The following is a 13667-nucleotide window of genomic DNA, read 5'->3' as shown; positions in this document are numbered from 1 at the left end:
GCCCACGGCTGGCGGGCCGGCTGGATTAACGAAGCGCGCCGTTTAACCAGAATGGCGCATGCGATAAGGCCTGTTTGCGGCTGGCTTCATACCAGCCCTGGCGGCGCTCGCTCAGCGCCGCCTGCAGCTCGCGCCAAGCCTCGATATAAGGCCCGGTCTGCTCGTCGGGATAAGCGCCCGACAGCAGGACCAGCGCCGAAATCTGACGCGTCAGGCGCGGCAATTGTTCCTGATATTCATCTTCGTTCAGCGTACGGCTGAAGGCCTCTTTCAGCTCCGCGCCGCTGCGCCCCAGCATGATGTCGCTGAAGCGTTTGAAAGAACCATCCAGCTTGGCCTGCGCTTTGGCGTCGATAAACGGTCGCCAGGCGCCGCTCACCAGCCATGATGTGAGCGCCAACTTACATTGCAGGTAGACCGCGCTGTAGCACAGGGTCTCTGGTTGCGCGGTTTTGTCCGCCAACAGCGGTTCGAGCTCGGTCAGGCGGGCGCGCAGATCGGCGCTGGCCTTGCGCGGCACCAGGCCGCCGAAGATCACCAGCGCCTGGCGGATCGTTCCGACCGCCTCAATCACCGAAGCGCGCGCCTGCGCGTCGCCGCGCAGCCACAGCTCTTCATGGTACTGCCAGTGGCTGAGCGCCAGCTCGAAGGCGGCGATCATCCCCTGCTCTACGGTCGCCTTCGCCGCCGGCTTCAGCACCCGCAGCGGACGCACCTCACGCGGCGGATTGCCCTGCGCCAGGTGGTAACCGCGCGCTGCCTTGCTCAGGCTGCCCTGACGCAGCCCGTCGTGCGCCGCCAGCTCACCGGCCAACGCCAGCAGATCGGCGGTATTGCCTTTCAGCAACTCCAGTTCTATCTCACTCAGGGCTTCGCTGAGATCACCGGCGCGCACCTCACCCTGATCCAAGCCAATCTCTATCTCGCTTTGGCCGTAAGTAACCACCCACTTCTCACGCACGAAATCAGTACGGAACAGCGGTTGCAACGCCTGCTGCAGCGCCGCGATATCGCAATCCTGAGGCCAGATGTCGGCAGGGAACTGCGCCAACGCCAGCTGCGGCTCGGCGATAGCGACATTGTATTCCGGGCGCTGGTGCAGGCCGCCCACCACTTTACCGGCGGTTTTGATGGTCATCTCAAAGCGATCGTCGAAACCGCGAATGCGCAGCCCCATGTCGTGACGGCGCAGGAAGTTGTCGGCCGTTTCGAAGTAAATGTTGGTCAGCTTTTGCGGCGCGGAATGCTGATGCGGCCAGGCGGCGAGCCAGTGTGGCAGAGCGGCCACCGCTTGCGGCGCGGCGATGAATTTCAGTTCAATTTCAACGGTCATAATTCTTTAACACCAATAAGTTACGCATTCGCGTCGGTTTCAGCGCGGCGCGCTCGGCCCGCCGTATGCTGCCCACTGACGCACAGTTGTCATTATCTTACCGCGATTCCCGGCGCCTTAACCCTGCTAACTGTAGAAAAAACCTGTTACGTTATAAAACGCTGCGCAACTCACAGAATCAGCCACAGTAAGATAGTTCTCATTCCGGTTTTGGCGTTGCGTCGTCAGACTGAACCCTCTACTATCGTTCCATAAATTCACCCAGAAACGATGAACTAATGCAGAAATTACGCCTGATTTTCCTTGCCGCGCTGAGCTTCAGCATCACTTGGGCCGCACATGCCGAAGATAAACGCTATATCTCCGATGAGTTAAGCACTTACGTCCATAGCGGCCCAGGTAATCAGTACCGTATTGTCGGCACTCTGAACGCCGGTGAAGAAGTGACCCTGCTGAGCGTCAACGACAGCACCAATTACGGCCAGATCCGCGATCCGAAAGGCCGCACCACCTGGATCCCGCTCGATCAGCTCAGCCAGACGCCAAGCCTGCGCACCCGCGTGCCGGAGCTGGAACAGCAGGTGAAAACCCTGACCGACAAACTGGCCAACATCGATAACACCTGGAACCAGCGTACCTCGGAAATGCAGGAAAAAGTCGCTGGCAGCGACAGCACCATCAGCAGCCTGCAGAAGGAAAACCAGGATCTGAAAAACCAGCTGGTGGTCGCGCAGAAGAAGGTCAACGCCGTTAACCTGCAGCTCGACGACAAGCAGCGCACCATTATCCTGCAGTGGTTCATGTACGGCGGCGGCGTTGCCGGCGTCGGTTTGCTGTTGGGCCTGCTGTTGCCGCACCTGATCCCGCGTCGCAAGAACAACAATCGCTGGATGAACTGATTTCAGTATCGTTCAGTTTGAGTATGGGCGCCTGCGGGCGCCTTTTTCATTGGCGCCGACATCCCGCGGCCAATTCATGTAATCTGATAGACAGGGCCTTACACGATATTCAGGAGTCAACAGTGCAGATTTATCTGGTCGGCGGCGCCGTTCGCGACAGCCTGCTCAACATTCCGGTGGTCGATCATGATTGGGTGGTGGTGGGCGCCACGCCGGCGGAGTTGCTGGCGTTGGGCTACCAGCAGGTCGGCAAAGATTTTCCGGTGTTCCTCAATCCCGATACCCACGAGGAGTATGCGCTGGCGCGCACCGAGCGCAAATCCGGCCAGGGGTACACCGGTTTTACCTGCTATGCCGCGCCGGACGTGACGCTGGAAGAGGATCTGCTGCGGCGCGATCTGACCATCAACGCCATCGCCCGTTCCGCCGAAGGGGAACTGATTGACCCTTACGGCGGCGTGGCCGATCTGCAGGCGCGCGTGCTGCGCCACGTTTCCGACGCGTTCGGCGAAGATCCGCTGCGCGTGCTGCGCGTGGCGCGATTCAATGCTCGCTTCGCTCATCTGGGTTTTCGCATCGCCGACGAAACGCTGGCCCTGATGCGCCGGATGGCGCACAGCGGTGAACTGGCCGCGCTGACCGCCGAACGCGTCTGGAAAGAAACTGAAAAAGCGCTGCAAAGCCAGAGCCCGCAGGTCTATTTTCAGGTGCTGCGCGACTGCGATGCGCTGGCGGTGCTGTTCCCGGAAATCGACGCGCTGTTCGGCGTGCCGGCCCCCGCCAAGTGGCACCCGGAGATCGACACCGGCGTACACACGCTGATGGCGCTGGCGATGGCCGCCCGCCTCACGCCGGAGGTGGACGTGCGCTTCGCCACGCTGTGCCACGATCTTGGCAAAGGGTTGACGCCGAAAGCGTTCTGGCCGCATCACCACGGCCACGGCCCGGCGGGCGTACGGCTGGTCGAGGCGCTGTGCCAGCGGCTGCGGGTGCCCAACCCGGTGCGCGATCTGAGCAAGCTGGTGGCCGAGTACCATGATTTGATCCACACCGTGAACAAGCTGCGGCCGGAGACCCTGCTGAAGCTGTTCGACGCCATCGACGTCTGGCGCAAGCCCCAAAGGCTGGAGCAGATGATCCTGACCAGCGAAGCGGACGCGCGCGGCCGCACCGGCTTTGAGGAGAATCCTTATCCGCAGGGCGACTATCTGCGCCAGGCGTATCAGGTGGCGAACGCGGTATCGATTAAAGAGGTGGTAGCCAGCGGGCTGCAGGGCACCGCGATCCGCGATGAGCTCAAACGCCGTCGCCAGCAGGCGCTGGCCGACTGGAAGCTCAACCAAACCATCCTCAACGATCAGGCATAAAAAAACCCCGCAGAGCGGGGTTTTTTACTTGCCATCGTGCTTACAGGAATACCATGTAAACCACGGCCGCCACGATAAAGCGGTAGATGGCGAACGGCACGAACGAGATGCGTTTGATCAGCGACAGGAAGGTCTTGATCGCAATCAGCGCCACCACGAAGGCAGTAACGAAACCGACGGCGAACATCGGCAGATCGCTCCAGGTCAAGAAGTGCAGGCTCTTGTACAGATCCAGACCGCTGGCGCCAATCATCATCGGCACCGCCAGGATGAAGGAGAACTCGGACGCCGCATAACGGTTTACGCCCACCAGCATACCGCCGGCGATAGTGGAACCCGAACGGGAGAAACCCGGCCACAGCGCCAGGCACTGGAAGCAGCCAATCATGAACGCCTGGCGGTAGGTGATGTCATCCAGCCCTTCCGCTCTCGGTTTCTTCGGCTTCAGCCATTCCGCCGCCAGCAACAGCAGGCCGCCGACGACCAACGCGTACATCACGTTTTTCGGCGCGAACAGCGATTTAATTACATCGTGGAATACCAGACCCAGCACCACCGCCGGGATCATCGCCAGCAGGATATGCCCCAGCTTCAGTTGGCCGCTGGTTTTGCCCTCGTGCTCCACTGGCTTGCCGCCGAAATGGATGCCGATCAGGCCGAACAACCGGCGCCAGAACATCACCACCACGGCCAGGATCGACCCCAGTTGGATGATGACTTCAAAGGTTTTGGCTTTGTCGCCGGTAAAACCCAGCCACTCGCCAACGATAATCATATGCCCGGTGGAAGACACCGGCAGAAATTCGGTTAACCCTTCGACAACCCCAAGAACAAACGCAATAAACAGTGAATGCATGTCAGCCATGTGCTTCGCTCACCCCATAAAATAACGGCCATCACATAAAAAAGCGGCAGTGCTTAAAAGACAATGCCGCTAAAACAATTCTCAGGATTAAGACCAGTTTAACGGTCTTTCGTTGCAAGCAGATGACATAAAATCATGCTGGACGAGTGCCGCGCTCAATGATCACGCCGACCCGATTGGCATGTGCTACAGCGCCCGGTTTGCTGACCTTAATACGGACCCACGGGGAATTGAAGCGCTGAAGCAAAATTTCGGATATTTCCTCCGCCACGCGCTCCACCAGCGCGAAGCGGTTCGACTCAACATGCTGGATCACGGCGTCGCTGACATCGGCATAGCTCAGACAGTCATTTACATCGTCGCTGGCGGCGGCCGGCCGGTTATCCCAGCCCATTTCGATATCGAACACCAGCTTCTGACGAATGCCCTGTTCCCACTCATAAACGCCAATGGTGGTAATTACGGTAAGCTCTTCAATAAATACGATATCCATCACGTCATTCTCTGTTTTTGGCCTTGCCGGATACCACTTCCAGCGGAATGTGCGTATTATCCATAGATGTTGCGAGTAAAACGACCATTATTAAACGGAACCGCGTTATGAGTGCTACCGCGCTTGGCATGATTATCTTCGCGTATCTGTGCGGCTCGATTTCCAGCGCGATCCTGGTTTGCCGGATCGCCAGGCTGCCGGATCCGCGTGAACATGGCTCAGGAAACCCCGGGGCGACCAACGTCCTGCGCATCGGCGGCCGGCTGGCGGCGGCGGCGGTGCTGGTGTTCGATATTCTGAAAGGGATGCTGCCGGTCTGGCTGGCCTACAAACTCGATGTGCCGCCGCTGTATCTCGGCCTGACGGCGATCGCCGCCTGCCTGGGGCACATCTATCCGGTGTTCTTCCACTTCCGCGGCGGTAAAGGCGTGGCGACGGCGTTTGGCGCCATCGCGCCTATCGGCTGGGATCTGACCGGCCTGATGACCGGCACCTGGCTGTTGACGGTGCTGCTCAGCGGCTACTCTTCGCTCGGCGCCATCGTCAGCGCGTTGATCGCCCCGTTCTACGTCTGGTGGTTCAAACCGCAGTTCACCTTCCCGGTAGCGATGCTCTCCTGCCTGATCCTGATGCGGCATCACGACAATATTCAGCGCCTGTGGCGCGGCCAGGAAGGCAAGATCTGGGGCAAGTTCCGCAAGAAGAAAAACGACGCGGATGAGGATAACGGCGACCAGCCGAGAGAAGAATAACAGAAGGGCCGGATAATCCGGCCCTTTGTTTTATACCGCAGGCAGTTCCGCCAGCGGCCAGCGCGGCCGCACGGAAACGCTCAGCGCCGGGTTGGCGCCGCTCTTCAGGCGCACCATGCCGGCATAGGCGATCATCGCGCCGTTGTCGGTGCAAAATTCCGGGCGGGCATAGAACACTTCCCCGCCGCGCTTGTGCATCATCTCCGCCAGTTTGGCGCGCAGCGTGCGGTTGGCGCTCACGCCACCGGCCATCACCAGGCGTTTGAAGCCGGTCTGATCCAACGCGCGTTTGCATTTTATCGCCAGCGTATCCACCACCGCATCCTCGAAGGCGCGGGCGATGTCGGCACGCGTCTGATCGTCGTTGCCGTTGGAGCGAATGGTGTTGGCGGCAAAGGTTTTCAGCCCGGAGAAGCTGAAGTCCAACCCCGGACGATCGGTCATCGGCCGCGGAAAGGTAAAACGCCCCGCCGTGCCCTGCTGCGCCATCTTCGACAGCATCGGCCCGCCGGGATAATCCAGGCCGAGCAGCTTGGCGGTTTTGTCGAACGCTTCGCCGGCGGCATCGTCGATCGACTCGCCCAGCAGTTCATATTCACCGATGCCGGTGACGCTGATCAGCTGAGTGTGGCCGCCGGAGACCAGCAGCGCGACGAACGGGAACGCCGGCGGGTTATCTTCCAGCATCGGCGCCAGCAGGTGGCCTTCCATGTGGTGCACCGGCACCGCCGGCACGTTCCAGGCGAACGCCAGCGCACGCCCCACGGTAGCGCCGACCAGCAGCGCCCCCACCAGGCCCGGCCCGGCGGTGTAAGCCACGCCGTCGATATCGGCCGGGGTCAGATTGGCCTCTTTCAGCGCCGCCTGAATCAGCGGCACGGTTTTGCGCACGTGATCGCGGGAGGCCAGTTCCGGCACCACGCCGCCGTAGTCGGCGTGCAGCTTCACCTGGCTGTATAATTGGTTGGCCAACAAACCGGTTTGATCGTCATACACTGCAATTCCGGTTTCATCGCAGGACGTTTCTATACCCAGTACTCGCATTACATTTCCCATCATTCACGTGCGGCCGCCAGTCTACCACATTCCGCCGCATTTACCGCCGATGCGGCGCATCTTGTCACCGGCTTGCGCCTATGTCGATGATTCATCCAGAAAATGCCCGAGCGATTAAACACGAGCATTTTTTTCTGATTAGTCTATAATCAGCGCCCGGTGCAAAATTGCGCACGTTGCGGCAGAGCGACGCGGGTTTCAATTTGCTGTGATGCTTTACAAAGCAGCATCCATTGGAGTAAAATTCCGCACCATTTTGAAAAGGCTGGCGCTTGGCCAGCAGCAAACCGAATTTTATTGAGGTGAGAGGCACATGCCGGTAATTAAAGTACGTGAAAACGAGCCATTTGACGTTGCTCTGCGTCGTTTCAAACGCTCTTGCGAAAAAGCGGGTGTTTTAGCTGAAGTTCGTCGTCGTGAGTTTTATGAAAAACCAACTACCGAACGTAAACGCGCTAAAGCTTCTGCTGTGAAACGTCACGCGAAGAAACTGGCTCGCGAAAACGCACGCCGCACTCGTCTGTATTAATTCTTCGGGGGCAACCCCACCGCGTGAATTTCTGATTTTCAAAATCGCGCAGACCGAGTAGTTGCATACGAAGGCCGTGCTTTCCGAAAGGAATGCGCGGCTTGTTCTCGTTTATAGGCTAATGAAGTAAGGGCTTATGGCTGGACGAATTCCGCGCGTATTTATCAATGACTTGCTGGCTCGCACCGACATCGTCGATTTGATCGACGCCCGCGTGAAGCTCAAGAAGCAAGGCAAGAACTATCACGCGTGCTGTCCGTTCCACCACGAAAAGACGCCTTCCTTTACCGTTAATGGCGAAAAGCAGTTTTATCACTGTTTTGGGTGTGGTGCGCACGGCAACGCCGTCGACTTTTTGATGAATTACGACCGACTCGAGTTTGTCGAAACCATCGAAGAACTGGCGACCATGCACGGGCTGGAAGTGCCTTACGAAGCGGGCACCGGGCCAACCCAGATCGAGCGCCATCAGCGCCAGAGCCTGTACCAACTGATGGAACAGCTCAGCGCGTTCTATCAACAGTCACTGCAGCAGTCCTCCGGGGCGCCGGCGCGCAGCTATTTGCAGCAGCGCGGATTGAGTGACGACGTTATTCGCCATTTCGCCATCGGCTTCGCGCCGGCGGGATGGGACAACGCCCTGAAGCGTTTCGGCCGCGACGCCGACTCGCGCCGCGCATTGAACGATGCCGGCATGCTGGTGACTAACGATCAGGGGCGTTCGTACGACCGTTTCCGCGAACGGGTGATGTTCCCCATCCGCGACAAGCGCGGGCGCGTGATCGCCTTCGGCGGCCGCGTCCTGGGCGACGGTATGCCGAAGTACCTGAACTCGCCGGAAACCGAAGTTTTCCATAAGGGCCGCCAGCTGTACGGCCTGTATGAAGCACAGCAGAACCACCCTAACCTGCAGCGGCTGCTGGTGGTGGAAGGGTATATGGACGTGGTGGCGTTGGCGCAATACGGCATCGACTATGCCGTCGCCTCGCTCGGCACCTCGACGACGGCGGAACACATTCAGCTGTTGTTCCGCGCCACCGACAACGTCGTCTGCTGTTACGACGGCGACCGCGCCGGCCGCGAAGCGGCCTGGCGGGCGCTGGAAACCGCGCTGCCATACCTGAACGACGGGCGCCAGCTGCGGTTCATGTTTTTGCCCGACGGCGAAGACCCGGACACGCTGGTGCGCAAGGAAGGCAAAGAAGCCTTCGAACAACGAATGGAGCAGGCGCAGCCGCTGTCCACGTTCCTGTTCGAAAGCCTGCTGCCGCAGGTGGATCTGAGCAGCCCGGACGGGCGCGCCAAGCTGAGCACGCTGGCGCTGCCGCTGATTACTCAGGTGCCGGGCGAAACGTTGCGCTTGTACCTGCGCCAGGAGCTCGGCAACAAGCTGGGGCTGCTGGACGACAGCCAGCTCGACAAGCTGATGCCCAAGCAGGCTGAAAATGCGAATCCTTATCAGGCGCCCCAGCTAAAACGCACAACCATGCGTATACTGATAGGGTTACTGGTGCAAAATCCGCAGTTGGCTACACTTATCCCTTCGCTGGAAGGGTTGGAGCAGACCAAACAGGCGGGATTGCCGCTGTTCGTCGAACTGGTGCAGACCTGTTTGGCGCAGCCGGGCCTGACGACCGGGCAATTGCTGGAGCTGTATCGCGACAACAAATTCAGCCAGCAGCTTGAAACCTTGGCGACATGGAACCATATGATCGTTGAGGACATGGTCGAACAGACCTTTTTGGATACGTTGGCCAGCCTGTACGACTCGGTGCTCGAGCAACGGCTGGAAACGCTGATCGCCCAGGCCAGAACGCGCGGTCTGAGCGCGGAGGAACGTGAAGAAGTCCGTTCTCTCAACCAGGTTTTAGCGAAGAAAAACTGAATACCAAACGGCTTAAGTGCCGATAATTGCGAGGGCAGAGCCCTGCACAGTGCCGCCATAGTGGGCCGCGGCGATAACGAAAACGCCCCAAATGCTATTGTTGGCGGTTTCGCCGACCGACACCAACCTAAATACTCTGAAGTGTGGATACCGTCTTATGGAGCAAAACCCGCAGTCACAGCTGAAGCTACTTGTCACCCGTGGTAAGGAGCAAGGCTATCTGACCTATGCTGAGGTCAATGACCATCTGCCGGAAGATATCGTCGACTCCGATCAGATCGAAGACATCATCCAGATGATTAACGACATGGGCATCCAGGTGATGGAAGAAGCACCGGACGCCGATGACCTGCTGCTCGCCGAAAACTCGAACAGCACGGACGAAGATGCGGAAGAAGCCGCCGCACAGGTTCTGTCCAGCGTGGAATCCGAAATCGGCCGCACCACCGACCCGGTGCGCATGTACATGCGCGAAATGGGCACCGTCGAACTGCTGACGCGCGAAGGCGAAATCGACATCGCCAAGCGCATCGAAGACGGCATCAACCAGGTACAGTGCTCGGTTGCCGAATACCCGGAAGCCATCACCTACCTGCTTGAGCAGTACGATCGCGTCGAAGCGGGTGAAGCGCGCCTGTCCGATCTGATCACCGGCTTCGTCGATCCTAACGCGGAAGAGGACATCGCCCCCACCGCGACCCACATCGGTTCTGAACTGTCGAGCGAAGAGCAAGACGACGACGAAGAAGATGAAGACGACGAAGACGACGACACCGAAGACGATAACAGCATCGATCCTGAGCTGGCGCGTCAGAAGTTCGCCGAGTTGCGCGATCAGTATGAAGCGACGCGTTTGGTGATCAAGAAAAACGGCCGCAGCCACGCCAGCGCCGCGGACGAGATCCTGAAGCTGTCTGAAGTGTTCAAGCAGTTCCGCCTGGTGCCGAAACAGTTCGACTTCCTGGTCAACAGCATGCGCACCATGATGGACCGCGTTCGCACCCAGGAACGCATCATCATGAAGCTGTGCGTTGAACAGTGCAAAATGCCGAAGAAAAACTTCGTCACCCTGTTCGCCGGCAACGAAACCAGCGATTCCTGGTTTGAAGCCGCGCTGGCGATGGCCAAGCCATGGTCGGAAAAGCTGAAAGACGTTGCTGACGACGTGCAGCGCAGCCTGCAGAAACTGCGTCAGATCGAAGAAGAGACCGGCCTGACCATCGAGCAGGTCAAAGACATCAATCGTCGCATGTCGATCGGTGAAGCGAAAGCCCGCCGCGCGAAGAAAGAGATGGTTGAGGCCAACCTGCGTCTGGTTATTTCTATCGCCAAGAAATACACCAACCGCGGCCTGCAGTTCCTGGATCTGATCCAGGAAGGCAACATCGGCCTGATGAAAGCGGTAGACAAGTTCGAATACCGCCGCGGCTACAAGTTCTCGACGTACGCCACCTGGTGGATCCGTCAGGCTATCACCCGCTCCATCGCCGACCAGGCGCGCACCATCCGTATTCCGGTGCATATGATTGAGACCATCAACAAGCTCAACCGTATTTCGCGCCAGATGCTGCAAGAGATGGGCCGCGAGCCGACGCCGGAAGAGCTGGCCGAGCGCATGCTGATGCCGGAAGACAAGATCCGCAAAGTGCTGAAGATCGCCAAAGAGCCAATCTCGATGGAAACGCCGATCGGCGACGACGAAGATTCGCATCTGGGCGACTTCATCGAGGATACCACCCTCGAGCTGCCGCTGGATTCCGCGACCTCGGAAAGCCTGCGTTCCGCCACCCACGACGTGCTGGCCGGCCTGACCGCGCGCGAAGCGAAAGTGCTGCGCATGCGTTTCGGCATCGACATGAACACCGATCACACGCTGGAAGAGGTAGGCAAGCAGTTTGACGTTACCCGTGAGCGTATTCGTCAGATCGAAGCCAAGGCGCTGCGCAAGCTGCGTCACCCTAGCCGCTCCGAAGTGCTGCGCAGCTTCCTGGACGACTAAGTCCGGCTGCCGCACCCAAAACAAAAACCCCGGCCTGCCGGGGTTTTTTTATGCCTCAGAACATGCCGTTGCCGCTGGCAGTTTTCTCCGGCACCGGCTGCGTCACGTCCCAGTGTTCAACGATCTTTCCGGCGCTGTCCAGACGGAAGATATCGACGATCGCCGCGGTTTTACCGGCCTCGCGCCCGCTGACTTCCACATGCAAAATCACGAAGTCGCCGTCGACGAACGCCTGTTTAACTTCACTGTGCGAGTTGGGGTAGCGCGTTTTCAGCAGCTCGACAAATTGACGAAAACCCGCCACGCCGTCTTTGGCATTGGGGTTATGCTGTTTGTATTGTTCGCCCAAAAACGGCCGCGCCGCCGCAAAATCCTTGTTGTTCAGCCCCTGCCGATAAAACTCCAGCACGTTCTGCTTGTTGCGCGCTTCCTGCGGCGAATGCCCCGCCTGTGCGGCGCCGGTCACCAACAGCAGCGCCATCAAACAGCCTTTCATCATCGATGTCATCGCACACTCCCCTTATCTCATTGCAGCGCCAGGAACAGCTCGCGATAGCTGGCGGTCAGTTGCTCCAGCGTGGCGCGATTCAATCCGCTGGGGTTGGGCAATACCCAGACCTCGGTTTCTCCCAGCATCATCGCCTGCTTGCCCCAGGGCGCGTTTTTCACCCCGAAGGCGGTGGTGAATGCCTGTTTGCCCAAGATCGCCAGCGCGCGCGGCTGATAGCGCAGGATCTTCTCTTGCAGCGCCTCACCGCCGCTGCGCAACTCGTCGCGCGACAGCTCGCTGGCCGCCACCGTCGGGCGCGCCACCAGCGCGGTAATGCCGCAGCCGTTGTCCTTCAGCTGCTGCCACTGCTCCGGCGCCAGCTGGCGCTCGGTAAAGCCGGCCTGATGGATCACCTTCCAGAAACGGTTGCTGCCGTTGGCAAAAGGATAGCCCTGATGGGCGGAAGAAAGGCCGGGGTTGATGCCGCAAAACACCACCCGCAGATTGGGCGCCAGAAGTTCCATGAGTGTCGTGAGTCCATTGCAGGGATTTACTGCGGTTATCGCAAAATCCGCCAGCAATTACAACAGGCTAGAACTGCGCAGAAAAGCAACATACGGGCGGGTAACAGTAGACCGATGCTTAAGGATTCCCTATAATCTCGCGGCTTGGCCCCTTAGCTCAGTGGTTAGAGCAGGCGACTCATAATCGCTTGGTCGTTGGTTCAAACCCAACAGGGGCCACCAAATTATCAAGGGGTTACGTTAACAGCGTAGCCCCTTTAGTTTTTTCTGCGGCGCAACCAGGCGTTCGCCTCTTTTGCAACAGAACGCAAATTTCATTCGCCCCCCTGCCGCCTCTAGCGTGAATTAACATCCTCACCGGCCTCGCTATTTTGCGCGTCGAATGCAGTTCTCGCCGCATCAATATCGGCAATATGTTCATTCGCCCAGGTTCCCAGCGCGATGACGGGTACGGTCAATGAGCAACCGAGCAGCGTCAATTCATATTCGACGTGCGGCGGCATGACGGCAATAACTGTCCGCTTGACTAACCCATCTCGTTCCATATTGCGCAGGCACAGCGTCAGCATCCGCTGAGATATTCCATTGATTGTACGCTTTATTTCAGTGAATCGGCGTGGCCCGTTCGCCAAGAGCATAATGATCAGGACACTCCACTTCTCACCAACGCGCGCCAATACCTGGCTGATCTTTTGGCAGTCGGCATGTCTTAAATCTCGAGGTTGATCAGTCACATTCATGATACCGGGTTCTCCTAATGTGCCTTATTGTCTGCCATTTTAGGGCATGGTTATATTGTTATCCCTGGTTACCATTTTATACCTAAGGATTTCACCATGACACTGCTTCATATCGATTCCAGCATTCTCAACGAACAGTCGGTTAGCCGCCAGCTCACGGCGGCGATCGCCAAACAGCTGTCTGCAGCTAAGCCAGACGCCAGGATCATCCACACCGATCTCGCCGCCGACCCGATTAACCACCTTTCCAGCGCCGAATTTCTGGCTCTGCAGGGTGTGGAGCCGCAAGACGAGCACGTCAAACAGGCCGTAGCCCGCAACGCCAAACTCGTCGACGACTTCCTTGCCGCCGATGTCATTATCGTCGGTGCGCCTATGTATAACTTTACGTTGCCGACTCAGCTGCGCGCCTGGCTTGACCGACTTGCAGTGCCAGGCAGAACTTTCCGCTATACGGAAAACGGCGCTGAAGGCCTCGCCAAGGGGAAACGCGTTATCGTTGCTTCCACCCGCGGTGGCCTGTACGGCGAAGGCACGCCACTGGCCTTCCTGGACCATCAGGAAACCTATCTGCGCAGTTTCTTCGGCTTCCTTGGCATTACGGACATCACCTTCATTCGAGCAGAGGGACTGGCACTCAGCCCGGAAAACCGCACTGTCGCCATCGATGCAGCGGCGGCTCAGATTGACGGCCTGACCGCTTAATCGGGGCCTGTTCGGCACAGCGATAGCAGG

The 13667-nt window shown here is 58.7% G+C and carries 14 protein-coding genes and 1 tRNA gene; 8 read left to right on the top strand and 7 right to left on the bottom strand.

Features of this window, described 5'->3' with window-relative positions:
- Nucleotides 1-25: 25 nt before the first annotated feature.
- Nucleotides 26-1333, bottom strand: coding sequence for a CYTH domain-containing protein (locus CRO23_RS03025; protein ID WP_033639359.1), 1308 nt, complete (start codon nt 1331-1333; stop codon nt 26-28).
- Between the two features lie 278 nt (nt 1334-1611).
- On the opposite strand from CRO23_RS03025, the gene CRO23_RS03020 reads away from it, so the two are divergent.
- Both CRO23_RS03020 and CRO23_RS03015 read left to right on the top strand, forming a co-directional pair.
- Nucleotides 1612-2232: a TIGR04211 family SH3 domain-containing protein gene (locus CRO23_RS03020; protein WP_016930153.1), complete on the top strand. Its 621-nt coding sequence runs from the start codon at nt 1612-1614 to the stop codon at nt 2230-2232.
- A 122-nt stretch (nt 2233-2354) separates the two neighbouring features.
- Complete coding sequence (locus tag CRO23_RS03015) at nt 2355-3599, top strand: multifunctional CCA addition/repair protein (protein WP_016930154.1); 1245 nt, start codon at nt 2355-2357, stop codon at nt 3597-3599.
- Between the two features lie 40 nt (nt 3600-3639).
- Here CRO23_RS03015 and bacA read toward each other — a convergent pair whose 3' ends face one another.
- Together bacA and folB are read right to left on the bottom strand one after the other, a co-directional pair.
- On the bottom strand, nt 3640-4464 hold the full coding sequence (bacA, locus tag CRO23_RS03010) for an undecaprenyl-diphosphate phosphatase (RefSeq protein ID WP_016930155.1): 825 nt from the start codon (nt 4462-4464) through the stop codon (nt 3640-3642).
- 133 nt (nt 4465-4597) lie between these two features.
- A complete protein-coding gene (gene folB / locus CRO23_RS03005) occupies nt 4598-4957 on the bottom strand; it encodes a bifunctional dihydroneopterin aldolase/7,8-dihydroneopterin epimerase (protein WP_015379095.1) in 360 nt (119 codons plus the stop codon).
- 107 nt (nt 4958-5064) lie between these two features.
- Between folB and plsY the strand changes: the two genes are divergently transcribed.
- Complete coding sequence (gene plsY, locus CRO23_RS03000; RefSeq protein WP_028127591.1) at nt 5065-5709, top strand: glycerol-3-phosphate 1-O-acyltransferase PlsY; 645 nt, start codon at nt 5065-5067, stop codon at nt 5707-5709.
- A 30-nt stretch (nt 5710-5739) separates the two neighbouring features.
- Here the strand turns inward: plsY and tsaD are convergent, their stop codons facing one another.
- Entirely contained in the window at nt 5740-6753 is a 1014-nt protein-coding gene (tsaD, locus tag CRO23_RS02995) for a tRNA (adenosine(37)-N6)-threonylcarbamoyltransferase complex transferase subunit TsaD (protein WP_048325519.1), read from the bottom strand.
- A 325-nt stretch (nt 6754-7078) separates the two neighbouring features.
- Here tsaD and rpsU point away from each other — a divergent pair, with 325 nt between their 5' ends.
- The 3 genes from rpsU (at nt 7079) to rpoD (ending at nt 11178) form a co-directional block, all read left to right on the top strand.
- Nucleotides 7079-7294, top strand: a complete 216-nt coding sequence (rpsU, locus tag CRO23_RS02990; protein ID WP_001144069.1) for a 30S ribosomal protein S21 — start codon at nt 7079-7081, stop codon at nt 7292-7294.
- Between the two features lie 136 nt (nt 7295-7430).
- Nucleotides 7431-9179: a DNA primase gene (gene dnaG, locus CRO23_RS02985; protein WP_079451629.1), complete on the top strand. Its 1749-nt coding sequence runs from the start codon at nt 7431-7433 to the stop codon at nt 9177-9179.
- 157 nt (nt 9180-9336) lie between these two features.
- Nucleotides 9337-11178 (top strand): RNA polymerase sigma factor RpoD, encoded by a 1842-nt coding sequence (gene rpoD, locus CRO23_RS02980; protein ID WP_097101369.1) that lies wholly within the window; start codon nt 9337-9339, stop codon nt 11176-11178.
- A gap of 55 nt (nt 11179-11233) precedes the next feature.
- On the opposite strand, the gene CRO23_RS02975 is transcribed toward rpoD, so the two are convergent.
- On the bottom strand, nt 11234-11686 hold the full coding sequence (locus CRO23_RS02975; protein ID WP_079451628.1) for a nuclear transport factor 2 family protein: 453 nt from the start codon (nt 11684-11686) through the stop codon (nt 11234-11236).
- Between the two features lie 17 nt (nt 11687-11703).
- The gene (mug, locus tag CRO23_RS02970; protein WP_097101367.1) at nt 11704-12192 is read right to left on the bottom strand and encodes a G/U mismatch-specific DNA glycosylase; all 489 of its coding nucleotides are present in this window, start codon (nt 12190-12192) and stop codon (nt 11704-11706) included.
- A 146-nt stretch (nt 12193-12338) separates the two neighbouring features.
- Between mug and CRO23_RS02965 the strand changes: the two genes are divergently transcribed.
- Nucleotides 12339-12414 (top strand) — tRNA-Ile (locus tag CRO23_RS02965).
- 113 nt (nt 12415-12527) lie between these two features.
- Here CRO23_RS02965 and CRO23_RS02960 read toward each other — a convergent pair.
- Nucleotides 12528-12932, bottom strand: a complete 405-nt coding sequence (locus CRO23_RS02960) for a winged helix-turn-helix transcriptional regulator (protein WP_097101365.1) — start codon at nt 12930-12932, stop codon at nt 12528-12530.
- Between the two features lie 96 nt (nt 12933-13028).
- On the opposite strand from CRO23_RS02960, the gene CRO23_RS02955 reads away from it, so the two are divergent.
- The gene (locus tag CRO23_RS02955; RefSeq protein WP_015379138.1) at nt 13029-13637 is read left to right on the top strand and encodes an FMN-dependent NADH-azoreductase; all 609 of its coding nucleotides are present in this window, start codon (nt 13029-13031) and stop codon (nt 13635-13637) included.
- Nucleotides 13638-13667: the final 30 nt, after the last annotated feature.

Origin of the sequence: Serratia sp. JKS296 (genome assembly GCF_900215445.1) — a bacterium.
Classification (GTDB): Bacteria; Pseudomonadota; Gammaproteobacteria; order Enterobacterales; family Enterobacteriaceae; genus Serratia; species Serratia marcescens.
Note: the sequence above shows the minus strand (reverse complement) of the source record. Positions and strands in the feature narration are given on the sequence as shown.